This is a genomic window from Shinella sp. 20P9.1.1 (assembly GCF_057798995.1).
In genome coordinates this window covers 610,877-630,880 of sequence record NZ_JBYOLC010000001.1, presented here as the reverse complement: position 1 = coordinate 630,880, position 20,004 = coordinate 610,877, and the positions used below count along the sequence as shown (strand labels likewise).

Genomic DNA, 20,004 nt, shown 5'->3' with positions numbered 1-20,004 from the left:
ATGGCAACCGGCACCGTAAAGTTTTTCAACCAGGATAAGGGCTTCGGCTTCATCACCCCCGACAATGGCGGGGCAGACGTTTTTGTCCATGTTTCCGCAGTGCAGGCTGGCGATTCGCTCCGCGACGGCACGAAGGTCAGCTACGACATCGGCCAGGACCGCAAGACGGGCAAGTCGAAGGCCGAAAACGTCCGCTTGGCCTAAGCATGATTTTGGGGACGGCCTTGCCGTCCCCTTTTCCACCGCGCGTCCACGGGACGCCGAAGAGACCGGGCAATCGCCGTCCTTGGCGATCTTGTGGTTCAGACCTCTGCCCCGGAATGATCGCTGTGACATTCCCGAGCCTCTTGCCGATATCGGCGCCATGCAAACAACTGACTCTATCCATTTTCTAAAACGCCCGCTTCGGCTTCAGCCGGCCGTCCGAATGCCGCAAGCCATTTGTGAGCCCGGCAGATCGTCTGTATGTTCCGCTCCATGATCGAACATCACGGGGACTTGGATATGCACAGCCTGGGGCAATCTTTACCGTTTTTTGCGCGACCCTTCGCATTGATAGGCCTGATCCCCCTCGTTCTCGCCTTCGACATGTCGACGGCGCGACCATCAAGGTATCGGCAAGCGCCTACGACGACCCGCATGCCATCATCTGCCGGGTCTGGCCGTCTCGGCCCGAGCTCACGCTGGTGGCCGTGCCGCTCATGACGCGCCAGTCCGACGACGGCAACGAGGGCGATCTCGAGCTGCTTGTCGTCAACAGCAGCGATTCCGCGGCCAGGCAGCGATTACGCCTGCCGCATCTCATGGCTGATGATGCCCTGTATATTTCAAGCATTGCGTTCGATACGGCGCGCTATCACCTTGCACCGGGCAAGACGGCCTTCGGGCTGCGCGTGTCGCTGCAGGGCAGTTCGCGTCCCAACCCTTTCGGCGAAACGACGCTCCGGCTCTTCCGCATCGACGACAAGGAGCGCCTCACGCCCGTTCTGGACAACATTGTCGTCTCGAGCAACCAGGGAGAATGGGATACGAATTGCGCCGGCGAATTCCATAACACGGATCGCACCCTTTCCATGGCTCCCTCGGCCGGAAACGCCATCGCCGATATCGTGGTCGACGAAACCAGCACGACGACCATAAGCACGCCCGGCAAGGACGGTGCGTGCATCGATACCAAGACCGCAGGCAGCAACAGCTACCGGCTGCGCTATGAAGCCTCCGGTTATCGCGTTCCGGAGGGGCTGAGCCGGACCGAGTAGGTGATTGCCGGCCCGGGCGTGCCGATCCATCTGCGGTACGCCCGGCACGATCGACCAGCCATGACCGCTGGCCGTCCATTCCCCAAACAAAACACCCTTTCCCGGTTCGCCGACAATGGGATATCTTCGCTCACGCCACCATGCTACGAGGCGCCTGAACAAGGCCGCGAGACACCCCGATGCTTCCCTGGATCCAGCTTGATCGTGCAACCATTCCCGGCGATGGCGGCGAGCTTCGCCTGAAGCAGCGCGGCAGCGAATTCTCCATCATGCTCGGCTCGACGGAGCTTATGAACAGCAGGCTCAGCGGCTCCGAAGAGGCCCTGGCGACACTGAGCTGCGAGCGCATTGCGGGCCGGAAGAACGCCCGCATGCTGATCGGCGGCCTGGGCATGGGCTTCACCTTGCGGGCGGCCCTCGGCGTGTTGCCGCAAGACACGTCCGTCATCGTCGCCGAACTCGTTCCGGCCGTCGTTGAATGGGCGCGCGGACCGATGGCGGACCTGCATGCCGGCACACTCGACGATCCTCGCGTCGATATCCATGTCGGTGATGTCGGTGCCCTCATTCGCTCGAAGACCGCAGCGTTCGACGCTATTCTGCTGGATGTCGACAACGGCCCGGACGGGCTGACGCGCGCGTCCAACGACGGCCTGTACAGCCACAAGGGCTTACGCGCTGCCAAGGACGCCTTGCGCCCGAACGGCGTACTCGCCGTCTGGTCGTCGGCGCCCGACAACGCGTTTACCTGCCGATTGGGCGAAGCGGGTTTTGCCGCCGACGAGGTGCGCGTGCGCGCCAGCACCAAGAACAGTGGTGCCCGCCATGTCATATGGATGGCGACCAGACGTTAGCTGACTCCGTGGGTTTAACCCTGCCTTGGGCAGGGTCGCGTCCGTCAGCCTATTGTTATGCGAAATGATTATCAGGCTCGAACCCGGAAGAAACCGAATGGATCAACAATCGGAAATGATGACGATATCCAGCCGCAGTGATTTTGCGCAATGGGCTATCGAGCGCGCCAAGGCAATCGTCGCGGAGGAAGGCGGAAACCTGGCGCTTGCTGCCCGTGACGGCGACGATGCGCAAATCGCAGAGACGGCAAATGCGCTCGGTCAGGCCATCGTCACTGCGCTCGTCGAGGTTTTCGACGGGCTGGTGTCGCCGGAATAGCATACAATTCTGCATGCCATTCCAAAGGCCGACGCAGCGGAAAGCCAACTTCGTGATTTTCGCTCACATCATAGCCAGGGATGTGGGTGTTTCATCCACTTCATCACGCCGCACCAGCGGCACCCACCACGTCTTTCGTATGAAAAACGCAAACTGCATGCAATTTTTGCCTATATCTTCCACCGAAATGGCAAATATTGACGATTTGTGTCGATCATTATTCATTGACATTGCATACAATCAAATCATAGCATCACAATGCGAGAAGGATATGAGGTTCTTCCGGACGACAGAATTTCCAACGTCACGCGAAGCCAGCGAGAGCGCCTATGAACGTCGATAGCAGAGCCGACAGCCCCCTCTCCCCGCGCACGACGCTCGTGCTGTCCCGATCCGAAATCGAGGGACTGGTGAGCATGGCCGAGGTCATCGAAGCGGTGGAAAACGCGCATGCCGACATGTCAAACGGCGCGGCGGCACAGCCGGCAGCGACTGCGATGAAGCTGCCGTCCGGCACCGGCGCCTTCCTGGCGATGCCGGCACTTGCCGACCGTCAGGGCCTCGCCGTCGTCAAGCTGCTCGCCGACATTCCCGACAATCCGGCGCGGAACCTTCCGATGCAGCGCTCGGTGGCGCTGCTGGTTTCACAGGAGACCGGCGCGCCGGTGGCGATCTTCCACGGCCAAATTCCGACCCGCATCCGCACGGCCGCCGCCAGCGCCGTGGCGACACGCCATCTTTCCCGCGCCGACAGCCGTTTTCTCGGCCTGATCGGCGCCGGCGATCTTGCCGTCGAGCATGTGCGCGCCATCCGCGAAGTCCGCGCAATCGAGCGCGTCGTGGTGTGGTCGCGCTCGGAAGCTACCGTCGCCCGCTTCATCGAACGCGTCGGCCGTGATTTTCCCGATCTCGTGCTGGAAGGCGCAGCCTCGCCTGAGGACGTCTTCGCCAAGGCCGACATCGTCTGCACGCTGACACCGGCGCGCGAGCCGCATGTCAAAGGCGCCTGGTTCAAACCGGGCCAGCATATCAACGCGGTCGGCGCACCGCCACGCCCGGACCACCGCGAAATCGATTCCGCCGGCATGGCGCGGGCACGTGTCTTCCTCGACAGCCTGCCCATGTCCATGCACGACTCGGGTGATCTGCTTCTGGCCATTGCCGACGGAGCGATCACCGCGCAACAGGCCTCGACCGAAATCGGCGACGTCATCACCGGCGCGGCCACGGGCCGCACGTCCGCAGAGGATATCACCCTGTTCAATTCCGTCGGCCTCGCCATCCAGGATTTGGCGATCGGCAGTCTTATCGTCGCCAGCGCGCGAGCGAAGGGTATCGGCCGCGAAATCGACCTCACGGCCTGAGGCCGCGCTCTGGAGGAGAGCGGAGATCACATTCACAGCGCTAGCCTTCCGTCGCCATATCTGCATGGCTGCCGCTTTACCGCGCCTGTGGGGGGAAGAGTGAGATGGGCATCAAGCACTTCCTCGACCTGCGCGAGGCGAAGACCTGACGACTCCCCGGGGGGTGTGGTGGTGCCGGGTTGACGAGCCGAAAGCCCGGCGCCACCACACATTTTCACACCTGTTTAGACTTGAGGCGCACAGCAACGCCCCACCCGGCGCTATGCGGCCTTCGCTTTGGCGACCGTCTTGTTGATCGAGGTCACCGCAAGGTTCGTCAGCTTGTTGTTCGTCGCCTTCTCCTGGTCGAGGATTTCGCTGAGAAGTTTGTGGGCTTCATCGTGGCCGAGATCCTTCGCCCATTCGCGCAATGAACCGTAGCGTGCGATTTCGTAGTGCTCGACAGCCTGGCAAGCAGCCAGAAGCCCGGCATCCAGCGCCGTCCCCTCGGCCTCTTTCATCAGACCATCGGCCTCCTTGAGCAGCCCTTCGATGGCGTCGCACTTTTCGCCGGACGCCTTCTTGCCGATGGACTTGAACACCTGCTCCAGCTTGGTGATCTGCTCTTTCGTTTCGGCAAGATGCTCTTCCGCCGCCTTCTTCAACTCGGCGCTCTTGGCCGCCTTGGCGACCTTCGGCAGCGCCTTGGTAATGGCGTTTTCAGCGTAGTAGATGTCCTGCAACGTATGCTCGAAAATATCGGATAGCGATTTCATGATGTTTCTCCTTACGCATGAATGCGCCGGAGAAATCAACGAGGGGAGCAATCGTTCCGTAATCGCGAGAATTGTCGCAAATGCAAGACAGGCTAGCCTTTCCTGTTGCTCGCAAAAGCCTGACGGGCTTCCTTGATCGCATCGTGGTGCTTTTCCGCCCATATCCAGACCCCGCAGAACGCCTGGCTCAGGCTTTCACCGAGCGGCGTGAGCGCATAGTCGACATGCGGCGGGATCACAGGGTGCACGGTCCGGCGGACAAGGCCGTCCTCCTCCATGCGCCGCACCGTCTGGGTCAGCATTTTCTGGCTGATGCCACCAACAGCCTTGCCAAGCTGGGTAAAACGCAGCGTTCCCTGTTCCTGCAACGCCTCCAGGATCAGCATCGTCCATTTGTCGGCGACCTTGCCGATAATGTCCTCGACAAGCGCCTCAATCGCCGGATCGACCTGTTCAGGGACGGGGCCGTGCAGCCGTTCTTCCATTTGAGGGTCCGCAATCGCCCGGCGCATCAGATACTCTCCTTTTGGTGCGTACAAATCTTTTTGGTGCCTACTTTGGAACAGAGAGTATGAACCCTAATTTGCCGGGGAACAACAGCAACGAGGTTCACGTCCATGCAGACAAACAACAGCACCATTCTCATCACCGGGGGCGGTTCGGGCATCGGCGAGGCGCTCGCCCATCGTTTCCACGATCTCGGCAACACCGTTATCATCGCCGGACGACGGCTGGAGACGTTGCGGCAGGCGATCGGGAATCGTCCGAATATCCACGCCGTTCAACTTGACATCGACAGCGTGGAAAGCATCGCGGCATTTGCCAAGACGGTCATCGCCGAGTTCCCAAGCCTCAATGTGCTGGTCAACAATGCCGGCGTCATGCGCATGGAGACGCTGGAGGGATTCCGTGATCTCGCGGATGCGGAGGCCACGATCACCACCAACCTGCTCGGCCCGATCCGCCTGACCAATGCGCTCGTCGAGCATTTGAGTACACAAGCCAACCCCGTGATCGTCAATGTAAGCTCGGGCCTCGCCTTCGTGCCGCTGACGGCGACGCCGACCTATTCTGCCACAAAGGCCGCCATTCACAGCTACACGGTCTCGCTTCGCGAGGTCCTGAAAGGCAAGATCGAGGTGATCGAATTGGTGCCGCCTGCCGTTCAGACCGAGCTGACGCCCGGCCAATCCACGCGCGAGGGATATCTTCCGCTCGAGGACTTCATCGATGAAGTCATCGCACTTTTCCAGCAGCATCCCACGCCGCCGGAAATTCTCGTGCAACGCGTCGGCTTCCTGAGAAACGCCGAGGCGGAACAGCGCTTCGACGCCACCGTCATCGCCCTCAATGATTTTGCTCGCAAGGCCCATGAAGGAGCGTGAAGCGACGACATGCTCGGTATATTTTGGAGGCGCCGGATATCCAGCGCCTCCACGTTTGCCTCAATCGAGCAGTTCGGCCGGCACCTTGCCGCCATTGTCGGCCAAGGCCTTCATGAGCGCCTTGTGCAGCCACATGTTCATCGCGGCGGAATCGTTCTTGTCGCCTGTAAACCCCAGCTCATCGGCCAGTTCCTTGCGTGCCGACAGGCCGGAATCCAGATCGAGCGCCTTCATCATGTCCACGATCGAACGCCGCCAGTCTAGTTTCTGACCGTTCTCCTTAACGGCGGCGTCCATGATAGCTGCGACATCGACGGGGCCGGCATTTCCTGAGGTGGCAGGGTCGGAATGAGCTCCCGAAAGCGTTGCAGTGACGTCATCGCTGAGGATCGGCGTCGCAACCTTTTCTGCTTTGCCCTGATCCGCCTGGCCGCCAAGGGTGGGAGTGGCCGCTACATCAGCGGTTGCGGGCTTGCCCGCACCGGCGGTTACGGCATGATCCGGCGTTGCGGCCGGATGTCCAAAAAGTTTCTCCTTGATGCGGCTGAAAATGCTCATTGACTGGCTCCTTTGGGTCGTTGTCTCAAGAAGGATAGGGCCGCGACCCCACGTTTCAATGTGCGGGAACTTCAATCCCGGCCACCATCCGCGAAAGCGGCGAGGCCGGCCATGTCACACACCAAACGCTTCACGCCGCCATTAGAGATCCTTTGCGAGTCTGAGCGCGTCATAGATCGCCGCATGCGTGTTGCGGGCCGCGACGGCATCGCCGATGCGGAAGAGCTGGTAGGCGCCTTCGGGATTGCGCTCGACGGTCTGCGGAGCACCATTCAGCAGCTCGTCATAGGACACTTCGCCGAGGTTTTTCGAGCTTGGCTTCAGCTCGAAGTAGAGATCGTCGAGCGGGATAGTGCCGTGGTTGACGACGATCTGGTCGACGGTGCGTTGCTTGGAAACGCCACCGTAATCGCTGCCGACATGGGCGATCAGCTGGTTGCCGCTCTTTTCCGCCGCCTCCAGGCGGTAGGTGACGGTGAAGGTCGTGTCGAGTTTCTGCAGCGATCGCATGTAGGGCACGAGGTTCATGGCCATGACCTCGGGCGCGAAGGCGCGGTCCGGCGTCATGATCTCGACCTTGCCGCCCGCCTTGGCGATGAATTCGGCGGCTTGCAGGCCGGCATGATCGCCAGCGTCGTCATAGATGAGCACGTTGCTGCCCGGCTTCACGTCACCCGAAATGATATCCCAGGAGGAGACGACCAGTTCGTTGCCCTTGGTCAGCACGTCGGTATGCGGCAGTCCGCCCGTCGCGATGATCACGACATCGGGGCTTTCCGCCGTGATCGCATCGGCATCCGCCCACGTATTGAAGTGGAATGTGACGCCCAGCTTCTCGCACTGGCTCATGCGCCAGTCGATGATACCGATCATCTCGCGGCGGCGCTCGCTCTGCGCCGTCAGGCGGATCTGGCCGCCGGGATTGTTCGCCGCCTCGAAGACGACGACTTCATGGCCACGCTCGGCAGACACCCGCGCCGCCTCCAGACCGGCAGGGCCTGCGCCGACGACAATGATCTTCCGGCGCACATCCGCCTTCGGGATGCTGTGCGGCATGGTCTCTTCGCGGCCGGTCGCCGCGTTGTGGATGCAGAAGGCCAGGCCGCCCTGGTAGATGCGGTCAAGACAGTAGTTGGCGCCGACGCAGGGGCGGATGTCGTCCTCGCGCTTCTCGATGATCTTGCGCAGGATATGCGGGTCGGTCATGTGGGCGCGGGTCATGCCGATCATGTCGACCTTGCCGGCCGCGATGGCGTGGCGCGCCGTGGCGACATCCTGGATCTTGGCCGCATGGAAGGTCGGGAACTTGGTCGCCGCGCGCACGTCGCCGGCAAAATCCAGATGCGGCGCGCTCGCCATGCCCTGGATCGGGATGACGTCGGTCAGGCCGGGATCCGTGTCGATATGGCCGCGGATGACGTTGAGATAATCGATGAGGCCGCTTTCCTTGAGGCGGCGGGAGATTTCCAAGCCCTCGGCCTTTCCGGTCCCGCCGGGAAGACATTCGTCGGCCGTGTAGCGCACGCCGAGAATGAAGTCGTTGCCGACCCGCTCGCGCATCGCCTTGAACACGTCGAAACAGAAGCGCAGGCGGTTGTCGAGCGAGCCGCCATACGGGCCGTCGAGCTCGTTGGTGAGCGGTGAGGTGAACTGGTCGATCAGGTGGCCATAGGCCTCCAGCTCGACGCCATCCATGCCGCCCGCCTTCATCCGCTCGGCCGCATCGGCAAAGTCCTTTATGATGCGCTCGATATCCCAGTCTTCCAGCTTCTTCGGGAAGGCGCGGTGCGCCGCCTCGCGATGATGCGAGGGGGCGACGACAGGCAGCCAGTCGCCCTTGTCCCAGCGCGTGCGGCGGCCGAGATGGGTGAGCTGGATCATGATCGCCGCGCCCTCTTCGTGCACGGCGTCGGTCATCTCGCGGATCCACGGAACGATCTCGTCCTTATAGGCGAGCAGGTTGTTGAAGACCGGCGGACTATCCTTCGAGACGGCGGCCGAGCCCGCCGTCATGGTGAGCGCCACCCCGCCCCGCGCGCGCTCCAGCGTATAGGCCCGGTAGCGGCCCTTCGGCATGCCATCTTCCGGATAGGCCGGCTCATGCGAGGTGACGATGATGCGGTTGCGGAGGGTCAGGTGCTTGAGCTGATAGGGCTGCAGCAGGGGATCGTTGGACATGCGCCAGGCTCCGGTTTGTCGGTTTTCCGGACGGTAAGCGGAAATGTACATATGTGTCAATATTCGGAAAACAGTCCTGACCGGAATATCGACACATATGTACATTTGCTTGTCACGCCGGGCAGGATTTGCTAGGAGGCATGATGGAACAGGCAACGATCGACAGCGGCTGGCGCGGCTCCCAGGAGGGGTGGCTCGCGGCTGCCTATGACGCGCTGCTCGAATCCGGGGTGGATTCGGTGAAGATCCTGCCACTTGCCAAGCGGCTGAACCTTTCCCGCACGAGCTTCTACTGGTTCTTCAAGGATCGGGAGGAGCTGCTGAACGCGCTGATCGCGCGGTGGCGGGAAAAGAACACCGGTAACATGGTGAAGCGGTCCGAAGCCTATGCGGAATCGCTGACCGAAGCCATGTTGAACGTCTTCGATTGCTGGCTGGACAAGGATTTGTTCGACTCTCCCTTCGAATTCGCCGTTCGAAGCTGGGCGCTGCAATCGGAAGACATTCTCGAAGAGGTGCGGCAGGCCGACCAAACGCGGCTGGAGGCTCTGGTCGGCATGTTCGTGCGCTTCGGCTATGACGAGACCGCCGCCGACGTCCGCGCGCGGACGACCTACCTCGTCCAGATCGGCTACATCTCCATGCAGGCGCAGGAGGACATCGCGCTGCGCATGAAGCGCATCCCGGAATATATCGCGATCTACACCGGCCAGACGCCGCGCCGAAACGAACTCGACCGCTTCTTCGCCCGCCATGGTTACCGGCCCGACTGAGCCGGCACCGAAACGGCTTCAGCCGCCGCCTACCCCTTCGACGAATCTCGCCAAGCGCGCTCGAAAGGCAGACGCCAGGCATGCGGGGCGATGAGCTGGTGGATCGACTTCGGACCCCAGCCGCCCTGATCGTAGAGCCTGACCGGCGGCGGGTTGTCGAGCAGCGGCTGGGAGACCTCCCAGAGCCGCTCGATGCCCTCGGCGGTGGTGAATAGCGTGTGGTCGCCGCGCATTGCATCAAGGATCAGCCGTTCATAGGCCTCCAGCACTTCGCCGATCAGGCCGGTTTCGCTCATGGCGAATTGCAGCGACAGCTTGTCGAGCCGGAAACCCGGACCGGGGCGTTTGCCATAGAAGGAAAGCGACACCTTGGAGGCATCAGCAAGGTCGAAAGTCAGATGATCGGGGCCCTGCGCGCCCACACCGGAGCCGGGCGGGAACATCGATTTCGGCGGCTCGCGGAAGGCGATGGAGATGATGCGTTGCCCCTCGGCGAGACGCTTGCCCGTGCGCAGGAAGAAGGGCACGCCGGCCCAGCGCCAGTTGTCGATCGCGCATTTGAGCGCAATAAACGTATCGGTATCGCTCTCCGGATCGACCCCCGGCTCCTTGCGGTAACCGATATATTGGCCGCGCACCACGTCGCGCGGCTCGATCGGCAGCATGGAGCGGAACACCTTGTTCTTCTCCTCCGAAATCGGCGCCGGCTCGAGCGCGGTGGGCGGCTCCATCGCCATGAAGGCCAGGATCTGGAAGAGATGGGTCACGACCATGTCGCGATAGGCGCCGGTCGTTTCGTAGAAGGCGGCGCGCGTCGCAAGGCCGAGCGTTTCCGGCACGTCGATCTGCACATGATCGATGAAATTGCGGTTCCAGATCGGTTCGAACAACCCGTTGCCGAAGCGGAAGGCCAGGATGTTCTGCGCAGGCTCCTTGCCGAGGAAATGATCGATGCGGAAAATCTGCTTCTCATCGAAGACCTCGTGGAGCTTCTTGTTCAGCTCCACCGCACTTGCGAGGTCCGTGCCGAACGGCTTTTCCATGATGATGCGGCAGCGCTCCACCAGTTCCGCCTCAGCCAGAAGCTGAACGGCCGGCAGCGCGGCCTTCGGCGGCACGGACAGGTAATGCACGCGCCGCGTTTCCGGGCCGAGCGCCTCCTCCGCCTTTTCGACCGCCTGCCTCAGCGCCCCTGCCCCGGCATTGAGCGGCACATAGTCGAGCGATGCGGAGAAAGCCTCCCATTCGGCCTGCGTGAACTGGCGGGTCAGGAACTTGTCGAGCGCCTCGCGGGCAATCGTCCTGAAGCCGTCGACATCGATATCGTCCAACGAAACGCCGACGATCCGGCAACCCGGAATGAAACCGGCATTGATGAGATGAAACAGCCCCGGAAGGAGCTTGCGACGGGAGAGATCACCCGTCGCGCCAAACAGCACGACGACCTGTGGAAAGCCGGGACCAACCCGTGTGGAATTCTTGCGCAAAGCATCCGTCCCGAAATCTTGAGTTACACCCTGCGGCGTGGAGCTGGCCGCACCAGCTCCACGCCGTCGCGAATCCGTCTTCCTCGTTTTTGAGGTCGCCACAACAAATCCTCACCCGATTGCAGGTTGAGTAGAGACTGCTTTGCGAAGGCGATCAAGCGTCGAAAAGAACTGTCCCGCCGAATGCTACAGGGCCGCCGATACGGTCTCCGGGCCGGACAAAGCCGCGCGGATGGCCCGGACCGCCGCAAGCGCCGTGCGCGTGCGCACTGTGTTGACGAATTCCGGCCAGCTCGACAGGATGACCGCGGCGAAATCCGCCTGCGGGTCGATATAGATCAGCTGGCCGAAAACGCCGCGCGCCATATAGGCACCGCGTGCGGTGTCCTCGATCCAGAACTGGTTATGATAGGCGCCAACCGGCAGCACGTCGTGATAGATGCCGCCGAAGAGCGCCGGGTCGGCGCCGAAGCGCGTGCCAGTGATCCATTCGGCCGGAACGATGCGCCGGCCGCCGATCTCGCCGCCGCGAAGATGCAGCAGCGCGAAACGGGCATAGTCGCGCAGCGTCGCGTTGAACCCGCCGTCGCCCAGCGCATAACCGGCGGCGTCCACGGTGAAGCAGGCATCCTCCTCCGCCCCCATCGGCGCCCACAATTCACGGCTGACCAGTTCAGCAAGCGGCGTGGCGGTCGCGCGTTGCAGCACGAAGGCCAGCACGTCCGTCTCGATCGAACGATAGCGGAAGGAAGCCCCGTGCGGGCACTCCAGATCCTTCAGCGACAGGATCAGGTCCCAGACATGCAGCGGCCAGGTCGGGTTCCAGCGATCCTTCCAGCCGCTGGCGGCATCCAGCTGCGCCATGTGCGAATCGAGCGCGGTATAGGTCTCGTCGAACAGCACGCCGCTGGTCATGTCCAGCACATGCTGGACGGTCGCGCCGCGATAGGCCGTCGCCTCCAGCTCCGGCAGATAATAGGTCAGCAAGGCCGTGGGGTCGACCAGGCCCTGGCCGATCAGAATGCCCGCGAGCGTGCCGACGATCGACTTGGCGACCGATTGCGACAGATGCAGCGTGTGCGGTGCCATGCCGTTCAGGTAGCGCTCGGCAACGATGCTGCCGCGATGAAGCACGAGCAGGCCGTCAGTATAGGCCGTCTCCAGAAAACTGCCGATGGTGAGGTACTGGCCGTCCGCCTCGAAGGGAATGGCATCGACAGGTTGCAGATTGACCGGCAGCGGGCTCGCCGGACCCGGGCCGCGCCAGACCTGCGTGGTCGGCATCATGTCGCGGACATGCTGGAAGGTCCAGCGGTTCCAGGGCGCGCGGTCCCATTCCTGCCGGGGAATGACGGGGTTTCCCGGTGCGGCGGGATCACGAAAGGACGGTGTGCTGGTCATGATATGCTCTCGTTTGCGGTTGGAACGCTGTCTCGTTCAATCATTGCGGCGAAGGTAACTGCCGCCGACGAATTCCCCGAACAGGCTGCCCATGTCGCTCATCATGGCGAAGTTGCGCTTGGCCTTCGGGCCGAGTTTGGTGGCAACGGCGTCGATCAGCAGATTGAGCACGACACTCAGGCTTGCCGTGGAATCCCAGAAGGTTTTCACATGCGTATGGGCCTCGAAAACGAAGCGCGTATAGGCGAAGGCCCAATGGCTGAACTTGTCGGTGACGATGACCAGCGGCATCTCCATCGACTTCAGCATTTCCGCCAGCTTGATGCCGCGCGTCGCATAGGAGGCGGTATCCACCAGGACGACAGCGCTCTGCTTGGGATCCGCATTGATGATCTCGCCGAAGGTCCCGGAGGCATTGTCGATGAAGATGACGTTGGAGCGAGCCCACAACAGGCGGCTGGCGAAATCCATGGCCAGCCCCTTCGAAGCCTGGAAGCCAACGACATAGATGGTGCGCGCCTTCACGAGCAGGCTTGCGGCCTCGTCCCACACGTCGGTGGTGGTCAGGGCATAGGCCTTCACGATGGCGTCGAGCTCGAGCCGCAGGCTCTCCTGCAACATCTGCTGGCGACCCTCTCGCATCTGGAAGCGGGCCATGTAGTCGTCGACTTCGCTGTCCTTCTCCGCGACCGCTACACGCAGGCGCTTCTTGAGGTCGCGCAGGTTCTCGAAGCCGAGGCCGCGAACGAACCGCGTCACGGTCATTTCGCTGACACCCACGGCCTGAGCAATGCTGCTCCCGGTCTCGAAGGGCAGTATCTGGATATTGTCGAGGATATAGGCCGCCAGGCTCTGCTCCGAGGGCGAGAAATCGGGCATGCGGGCACGCAGGATCGCGTCGATGTCGATCTTGTCCTCGACGCTATTGGCGTCCTTGCCGCTTCGCGATTTCGCCACAGTGACAAGCTCCTAGAAATTACCGACATGGATGGCCGGACGCCCCTGCCCCCAGATGCCGGGAGCGCCCTCTACCTCTTCCTCGATTTGCCGCGCGGCTGCAAGCAGCAGGTCCTCCCGCCCGAAGCGGGCGACAAGCTGGATGCCGATCGGCAACCCCTCGCTGCTGCGACCGAGCGGCAAGGATATCGCAGGCTGCCCGGTGGCATTGAACAGGGCGGTGAACGTTTCCTTCGGCGCCAGATCGTCGAAGACGCCATCCGCGTCGATGCCGGCGCGGTTCGGATCGAAAGTGCCGATCGGTTCCGGCAGAATGGCGCTGGTCGGCGTCAGCAACAGATCGTATCCGGCCAGGAACCGCCCGATCTGCCGTGTTGTCCGGTCATAGACGGCAAGAGCCTGAATGAGCTCGGCACCGCTGATGCCGAGCCCCCAGCGATACAGCGCATGCACGCTTGCGCCAAGCGCCTCATCCATTGACCGGTTCATAAGTCGCCCCATGGCCGGCATGTTCGCGGCAGCATCGGCGGCCCAGATGACTTTCTGCGCATGGAGGAAGGCGGGATAGTCAAAGTCCGGCGACGCTTCCTCGACATCGTGGCCAAGCGATGCGAACCGCGCCGCGGCCGACCTTGTCGCGGCGGCGACCTCCGGGTCGATGCGCACGCCGGACCACGACTGCAGGCACAGCGCAATGCGCAGCCCCTTCGGCTTGCGTGTGATGGCATCGAGATAGGTGCCCGCTGGCGGCGCGATCTCATAGCCGTCGCCGGCATCCGGGCCATGGCACAGATCGAGCAGAGCTGCGGTATCGCGCACGGAGCGGGTGAGCATGAAGGCCGTCGCAAGCCCCAGAAGCGGGGCGTTCGCATTCGGAGACCCCGTTACCCGGCCGCGCGACGGCTTCAGCCCGATCAGGCCGCAGAACGCGGCCGGGTTGCGGATCGATCCGCCACCGTCGCTGCCCTGCGCGAAAGGCACGATGCCCGCGGCGACGGACGCTGCCGCACCGCCGCTGGAGCCGGCAACGCCGCGCTCCGGATTCCACGGATTGCGCGTTGCGCCGTAGAGCGGCGATTCCGTCGCCGCCGGCACGCCGAATTCGGAGCTCGTCGTGCGTCCGGCATTGACCAGCCCGCCCTTGCGCAAACGCGTCCAATAAACGGCGTCGTGGCCGGCGCGAAAACCCTGTGCCAGACGGCTGCCGAATTCGGCGGGCCGGCCCGCCTCGATGGGAAAGTCCTTAGTCAGGGTGGGAATGCCGCCGAAGGGGGTGGCGGACGCCTCCTCCGGCAGGCTTTCCAGCGCGTCCGCATAAAGTTCGATGACGGCGTTCAGCGTCGGGTTCACTGCCGCGACGGCCTGTTCGACGCATCGGCCGAGTTCCCTCGGCGTGACCTCGCCTTTCGCCAGCAGGCGGGCGAGGCCGGTTCCGTCATGGGCTGCATATTCATCAAGTCGCATGGGTCGCTACCGGTTGTGAAGGGGGGATTGTCTGGGCGGACGGCAGCCGGGCCATCGAACCGACCAGCGTCTGCGTATAGGGATCCTTCGGCGTGGACAGGACGTGTTGGGCCACGCCCTGTTCCACGATACGTCCCGCCTTGAAGACATAGACGCGCTGGCAAAGGCTGCTCACCACGGCGAGATCGTGCGAGATGTAGAGCAGCGTCAGGGAGCGCTCGCGCTGGAGCCGCACGAGCAGTTCCAGGATCTGCGCCTGCGTCGTGACGTCGAGCGCCGAGGTGATTTCATCCGCGATGAGCAGTTGCGGCTTCAACGCCAGCGCCCGTGCAAGGCCGACGCGCTGGCATTGCCCGCCGGAAAGCTGCTGCGGCTTGCGATCGCGCAGGCTGCTCGGCAATTCCACCATCTCCAACAGAGTGTCGGCTTCTTTCCGCGCCGTTTTTCGGTCCGCGAGACCATGCCGCCAGATCGGCTCGGCGACGGCCTCGGCGATGGTCAGGCGCGGATTAAGCGAATCGTACGGGTTCTGGAATACCATCTGCACGCGGCGGCGGAACGCCGTCAGGGCCGCGCCATCGAGCGCCCCGACATCTTCCCCGTCCAGGCGGATCGCGCCGCCGCTCGGCGTGTTCAGGCGAATGATCGACCGGGCGAGCGTGCTCTTGCCGGAACCGCTTTCGCCGACGATGCCGACCGTTTCGCCCGTCTTGATCTCGAGATCGACGCCGTCGAGGGCGCGGAAGGCATTGCCGCCTCCGAAGCCGCCGAGCAGGCCCTGTCCGGCGGGGAACGTCACCGAGAGGTTTTCGACGCGAAGCAGCGGTGTTGCCTGATCCGGACCAACGGCCGTACCGTAGCTCTTGCGGCCCGGCTGGGATTCGATCAGCAGTTTCGTATAGGGATGGCGCGGCCGATTGATGACCTCGTCGATCGGCCCCTGTTCCACCACTTCGCCATGACGCATGACCACGACGCGCGAGCAGATATCCGCCACGACCCCGAGATCGTGCGAAATGAGGATCATCGCCAGTCCGGTCTTGCGGTTGAGCTCCTTGAGCAGTTCAAGGATGCGGGCCTGCACGGTGACGTCGAGGGCGGTGGTCGGCTCGTCGGCGATCAGCAGCTTCGGCTGGCAACCGATGGCGGCGGCGATCATCGCACGCTGCTTCATGCCTCCCGAAAACTCGTGCGGATAGGAGCGGGCACGCTTTTCCGGCTCGCGGATTCCCACATCTTCGAGCAGCTTGACAGCGCGCTGGAGACCTTCGCGCTTGCCAAGGCCGAGGTGGCGGATCATCGGTGCGGCGACCTGCTGGCCGATGCGGCGCAGCGGATCGAGATGCGATGCCGGGTTCTGGAAGATCATGCCGATGTCGCGGCCGCGAATGGCGCACAGTTCGTCCTCGCCGAGCGTCAGCAGGTCGCGTCCATCGAGCCTCACCGTGCCTTCGGCGTGGGCCGAGGCGGCCAACAGCCGCATCACGGCACGGCAGGTCACGGATTTGCCCGAACCGCTTTCGCCGACGATGCCGAGGATTTCTCCCGGCTGGAGCGTGAACGACACGTTCTTCACCGCCGCGAAGCCGCCGAAATTGACGGAGAGATCCTTGACCTCAAGCAGAGGCGGCTTGCCCGTTTCCAGCCCGCTCATGCCGTCACTCCCTTACGCTGTATCTGCCCCAATCCGTCGCCGAGCAGAGCAAAACCCAGGCCGAGCGAAATGGCGGCCAAGCCCGGGAACAGGCAGATCCACCAGGCCTGCTGCACGAAGGCCTGCCCATCGGCGATCATCACACCCCATTCGGCGAGCGGCGGCTGCGCGCCCATGCCGAGGAAGCCGAAACTCGCACCGGCGAGCATGACCAGCACCGCATCGCTCACCGCATAGGCGATGATTGGTCCGATGGCATTCGGCAGCACGTGACGGCTGAGAATCGCGACCGGCCCATAGCCCAGGCATTTGGCCGCCTGGATATATTCACTTTCGCGGATCGTCAGCACCTGCGCCCGCACCAGCCGCGCATAACTCACCCAGCCGACGAGCGTCAGCGCCAGGATGAAGTTGAGCAACCCCGGCCCAAGTACACCCACAATGGCCAGCACCAGCACGAAGAAGGGGAACGCGACGGTCAGGTCATAGATCCGCATGAACACATTATCGACCACGCCGCCGAAATAGCCGCTCAACAGCCCGATCGTCGTGCCGATCAGGAGGGGCGGAAGCACCCCGGCCACGCAGAGCAGAAGATCAACCCGGCTTGCGAAGAGAACCCGCGAGAAGACGTCGCGGCCGACCTGGTCCGTGCCGAACCAATGGGCGGCACTCGGCGGCGAAAGCATGTTCATGATGTCGATGGCATCGGGATCATAGGGCGCGATCGCCGAGGCGGTCAGCGCCGTCACCAGCCATCCGCCGAGGATGACGAGCGCAATCAGCATGGTCGGCGTGATGATGCGGACACGCGGCGCGGTCTGCGCCAGAACGGGGCTGTCAGCCATGGGCGATCTCCTCAGAGCCGGACGCGCGGATCGATGAAGGCGGTGAGCAGGTCCACCATCAGCGTGATCAGCACGGTCGAGACCGCAAAGATCAGCGTCAGGCCCTGCACGACGTAGTAGTCTCGGCCGAGCAGCGCATTGACCATCAGCGTGCCGAGGCCCGGCACCGCATAGACGGTTTCGACGATGACGGCGCCGCCGATCATGAAGGCCACCATGACACCGAGCAGGTTGAGCGTCGGCAGCACGGCGTTCGGCAGCATGGTCTGCCAGAAAATCTGCCGTTCCGTGGCGCCCTGCGCCCGCGCGGCCGTGACGAAGTCGGCCGTCGTCTTTTCGATGAGCGCTGCGCGCAGGCTTTGCGTCAGAACCGGCACCAGCCAGATGGCCGTCGAGAGCGCCGGCAGGAAGAGGTGATGCAGATGGCCGGTGAAGCCGGTGCCGTAACCCGAGACGGGAAACCAGCCGAGGCTGACGCCGAAGAAGCGCGACATCATGATGCCCAGCCAGAATACCGGGATCGTAAGACCGGCAATCCCGACCAGGCGAATGATCTGGTCAGCGATACCGCCGGGACGGCGGGCACCGAGGATGGCGAGCACTACCGTCGGCGGGATGGCGAGGCACAGAACATAACCGGTCAGGAACAGCGTCGGCCACATGAACTGTTCGATCAGCTGGCTCACAGGCCGCTGAAAGCGCAGCGACAGGCCGATATCACCCGAAACGAGATTGACGAGATAGGTCAGGAACTGGCGCCAGAGCGGCAGGTCGAGCCCGTATTGCGAGCGGATCGCCGCGATGGTTTCGGGGCTCGCCCGATCCCCGGCCAGAAGCCGCGCGGGATCGCCGGGGGCCATGTGAACCAGGAGAAACGTCACGAGGCTGATGCCGGCGAGCACGCCGATCAATTGCAGCAGACGCCGCGCAATGAGGTGCAGGAGGGACAATCCGGTTCTCCGGTTCGAGCATCAAGGGCGCGCCCCTTTTTTCGAGGCGCGCTTGAGACGGCTCACTGGCCGATGGACGTCTCTTCCAAGGTCCATTGCAGCGAAGGCGTCAGCTTGAGGCCTTGCAGACGCTTCGAATAGGCGACCGCATTCGGCGCGTAATAGAGCGGGATCTGCGCGACCTCTTCCGTCGTGATCTTCTGGATCTCCTTGTAGATCTCCGCGCGCTTGGTCAGGTCGACCTCCTTCGTCCCCTGCTCGACGAGTTCGTCGACCTTCGGGTTTTCATAGAAGGTGTTGTAGGAATTCGAGCCGCAGCTTCCGCACACCGCCCAGCGCACGGCGAGATCGGGATCGGGCGTCTCGTTGTACCACCAGTTGGCCGCAGCGTCGTAATCGCCCTTGCCGGTGGCATCCCACCAGGCGCCGCCATCGACATTGACGATGACGGGCTTGAGGCCAATTGCCTGCCACTGTGCCTGGATGAGCAGCGCCGTCTGCTGCGAAGGCGCATCGGCAGTTGCAAGGATCTTCACCTCGTGTCCCGCCATGCCGGATTCGGCCAGCAGTTCCTTCGCCTTGGCGGGATCGTAGGCAATGCCCGGATAATCCTTGTCATGGAAATCGACGCTGCCCGGCAGCGTGGTGTTTGCCGGCTCGGCATAACCGCGCGTGATGGCCTTGGCCATCGCCTTGTTGTCGATGGCCATGCCGGCCGCCTGCCGGGCCTGCAGATTGGAGAAGGGCTCACGCTTGTGGTTGAGCAGCGTCATGTAGATGGTGGTCGAGGGCTCGAGCCGCATATCGATGGCGTCGGCCGTCTTCAGCTCGTCGATCTGTGCCCACGGCACCGCCCGCACGGCATCGATCTCGCCGGCCTTCAGCATGGCGATGCGGGTTTCGGGCGAGGCAACCTCGATCAGTTCGACCATCGCGTCCGACTTCGGATAACCCTCGCGCCAGTAGTGCGGATTGGGCTCGAGGATGAGCCTTTCGTTCGGCTTCCACTGCTTGACCTCGTAGGGGCCGGATGTGACCGGGACGGTGGCGAACGCCGCCTCTTCGCCCCGCTTCTCGACATCGGCCTTGGAGACGATGCCCATGTTCCAGATCTCGGCATTGCCGAGGAACGGCGCGAAGGCCGACTTGAGTGTCACCACCACGGTCTTCGGATCAGCCGCCTTAACCGATTCCACCGCGCCGAGCGGCGCCGGATAAGCCGACTTCTTGTCGCTGCGGATACGCTCAAGGCTGAAAGCCACGTCATCGGCCGTAATCGCCGAGCCGTCCGAGAACTGCGCATCGCGCAGATGGAACGTATAAGTCTTTCCGTCCTCGGAAATATCCCATTTCTCGGCAAGGCCGGGCTCCAGCGCGCCGGTCTCCGAATTGCGCCGCAGCAGGCGCGAATAGAGCTGGCCGTAGGTTTCGATATTGCCGGCCGCCGCCGAACGCATCGGGTCCAGCGTGGTCGTCTGATAGGGCGAGACGACACGAATGACATCCGCCGCCGAGGCCGGCCCGAAGGCAACCAGACCCGCGGCCAGAAGGGTCGCGCCACTCAATGCCAAACCTTTGGCCCGCATGGGGGGCCTGCTCCAAAAAGTCATTGCTTTCTCCTCCCGAAATCCAGCGTGCCGCCAGACACACTGGGAGACTATGTTAGATTCAACACAAACGTCAACAGTGATGTTATTTTTTCAACATTGACGGAGGAGGTGGCCTTCGGTCGAAAGCACAGTTGCACCGTCTCGGAGCTTGCGCGCGGAAACTATCCGCTCGCGGCGATCACTTTGCC

19 protein-coding genes are annotated in these 20,004 nt (G+C 62.9%); 7 read left to right on the top strand and 12 right to left on the bottom strand.

Annotated elements, in window-relative coordinates; genetic code table 11:
• From AC27VQ_RS02935 to AC27VQ_RS02915, 5 genes are all read left to right on the top strand, one after another.
• The gene (locus AC27VQ_RS02935; RefSeq protein WP_313527702.1) at positions 1 to 204 is read left to right on the top strand and encodes a cold-shock protein; all 204 of its coding nucleotides are present in this window, start codon (positions 1 to 3) and stop codon (positions 202 to 204) included.
• Between the two features lie 239 nt (positions 205 to 443).
• On the top strand, positions 444 to 1,259 hold the full coding sequence (locus tag AC27VQ_RS02930) for a PA3715 family protein (RefSeq protein WP_488715138.1): 816 nt from the start codon (positions 444 to 446) through the stop codon (positions 1,257 to 1,259).
• A gap of 179 nt (positions 1,260 to 1,438) precedes the next feature.
• A complete protein-coding gene (locus tag AC27VQ_RS02925; RefSeq protein WP_488715137.1) occupies positions 1,439 to 2,113 on the top strand; it encodes a spermidine synthase in 675 nt (224 codons plus the stop codon).
• Positions 2,114 to 2,210: 97 nt separating this feature from the next.
• The gene (locus AC27VQ_RS02920) at positions 2,211 to 2,432 is read left to right on the top strand and encodes a hypothetical protein (protein WP_421589860.1); all 222 of its coding nucleotides are present in this window, start codon (positions 2,211 to 2,213) and stop codon (positions 2,430 to 2,432) included.
• A gap of 329 nt (positions 2,433 to 2,761) precedes the next feature.
• Positions 2,762 to 3,796, top strand: a complete 1,035-nt coding sequence (locus AC27VQ_RS02915) for an ornithine cyclodeaminase family protein (protein WP_488715136.1) — start codon at positions 2,762 to 2,764, stop codon at positions 3,794 to 3,796.
• 260 nt (positions 3,797 to 4,056) lie between these two features.
• Here AC27VQ_RS02915 and AC27VQ_RS02910 read toward each other — a convergent pair whose 3' ends face one another.
• Both AC27VQ_RS02910 and AC27VQ_RS02905 read right to left on the bottom strand, forming a co-directional pair.
• A complete protein-coding gene (locus tag AC27VQ_RS02910) occupies positions 4,057 to 4,551 on the bottom strand; it encodes a YciE/YciF ferroxidase family protein (protein ID WP_313527693.1) in 495 nt (164 codons plus the stop codon).
• Positions 4,552 to 4,643: 92 nt separating this feature from the next.
• Positions 4,644 to 5,063, bottom strand: a complete 420-nt coding sequence (locus AC27VQ_RS02905; RefSeq protein WP_488715135.1) for a winged helix-turn-helix transcriptional regulator — start codon at positions 5,061 to 5,063, stop codon at positions 4,644 to 4,646.
• A 105-nt stretch (positions 5,064 to 5,168) separates the two neighbouring features.
• Between AC27VQ_RS02905 and AC27VQ_RS02900 the strand changes: the two genes are divergently transcribed.
• On the top strand, positions 5,169 to 5,936 hold the full coding sequence (locus tag AC27VQ_RS02900) for an SDR family oxidoreductase (protein WP_488715134.1): 768 nt from the start codon (positions 5,169 to 5,171) through the stop codon (positions 5,934 to 5,936).
• A gap of 60 nt (positions 5,937 to 5,996) precedes the next feature.
• On the opposite strand, the gene AC27VQ_RS02895 is transcribed toward AC27VQ_RS02900, so the two are convergent.
• Complete coding sequence (locus AC27VQ_RS02895; protein ID WP_488715133.1) at positions 5,997 to 6,494, bottom strand: DUF3597 domain-containing protein; 498 nt, start codon at positions 6,492 to 6,494, stop codon at positions 5,997 to 5,999.
• Positions 6,495 to 6,635: 141 nt separating this feature from the next.
• Positions 6,636 to 8,672: an oxidoreductase gene (locus AC27VQ_RS02890; protein ID WP_488715132.1), complete on the bottom strand. Its 2,037-nt coding sequence runs from the start codon at positions 8,670 to 8,672 to the stop codon at positions 6,636 to 6,638.
• Positions 8,673 to 8,815: 143 nt separating this feature from the next.
• Between AC27VQ_RS02890 and AC27VQ_RS02885 the strand changes: the two genes are divergently transcribed.
• Positions 8,816 to 9,445 (top strand): TetR/AcrR family transcriptional regulator, encoded by a 630-nt coding sequence (locus AC27VQ_RS02885; RefSeq protein WP_488715250.1) that lies wholly within the window; start codon positions 8,816 to 8,818, stop codon positions 9,443 to 9,445.
• A 29-nt stretch (positions 9,446 to 9,474) separates the two neighbouring features.
• On the opposite strand, the gene zwf is transcribed toward AC27VQ_RS02885, so the two are convergent.
• The 8 genes from zwf to AC27VQ_RS02845 form a co-directional block, all read right to left on the bottom strand.
• Entirely contained in the window at positions 9,475 to 10,932 is a 1,458-nt protein-coding gene (gene zwf, locus AC27VQ_RS02880) for a glucose-6-phosphate dehydrogenase (RefSeq protein ID WP_488715131.1), read from the bottom strand.
• A 186-nt stretch (positions 10,933 to 11,118) separates the two neighbouring features.
• Positions 11,119 to 12,333 (bottom strand): serine hydrolase domain-containing protein, encoded by a 1,215-nt coding sequence (locus tag AC27VQ_RS02875; RefSeq protein ID WP_488715130.1) that lies wholly within the window; start codon positions 12,331 to 12,333, stop codon positions 11,119 to 11,121.
• A gap of 36 nt (positions 12,334 to 12,369) precedes the next feature.
• Positions 12,370 to 13,290: a MurR/RpiR family transcriptional regulator gene (locus AC27VQ_RS02870; protein WP_488715129.1), complete on the bottom strand. Its 921-nt coding sequence runs from the start codon at positions 13,288 to 13,290 to the stop codon at positions 12,370 to 12,372.
• A gap of 12 nt (positions 13,291 to 13,302) precedes the next feature.
• Positions 13,303 to 14,754, bottom strand: coding sequence for an amidase (locus tag AC27VQ_RS02865; protein ID WP_488715128.1), 1,452 nt, complete (start codon positions 14,752 to 14,754; stop codon positions 13,303 to 13,305).
• Positions 14,744 to 16,408: an ABC transporter ATP-binding protein gene (locus tag AC27VQ_RS02860; RefSeq protein WP_488715127.1), complete on the bottom strand. Its 1,665-nt coding sequence runs from the start codon at positions 16,406 to 16,408 to the stop codon at positions 14,744 to 14,746. Before AC27VQ_RS02860 ends, AC27VQ_RS02865 begins: the two co-directional genes overlap by 11 nt.
• The gene (locus AC27VQ_RS02855) at positions 16,405 to 17,256 is read right to left on the bottom strand and encodes an ABC transporter permease (protein ID WP_488715126.1); all 852 of its coding nucleotides are present in this window, start codon (positions 17,254 to 17,256) and stop codon (positions 16,405 to 16,407) included. The genes AC27VQ_RS02860 and AC27VQ_RS02855 overlap by 4 nt, the downstream gene beginning before the upstream one ends.
• A gap of 11 nt (positions 17,257 to 17,267) precedes the next feature.
• A complete protein-coding gene (locus AC27VQ_RS02850; RefSeq protein ID WP_313527671.1) occupies positions 17,268 to 18,206 on the bottom strand; it encodes an ABC transporter permease in 939 nt (312 codons plus the stop codon).
• A gap of 62 nt (positions 18,207 to 18,268) precedes the next feature.
• Positions 18,269 to 19,792, bottom strand: a complete 1,524-nt coding sequence (locus tag AC27VQ_RS02845) for an ABC transporter substrate-binding protein (RefSeq protein WP_488715125.1) — start codon at positions 19,790 to 19,792, stop codon at positions 18,269 to 18,271.
• Between the last annotated feature and the right edge of the window lie 212 nt (positions 19,793 to 20,004).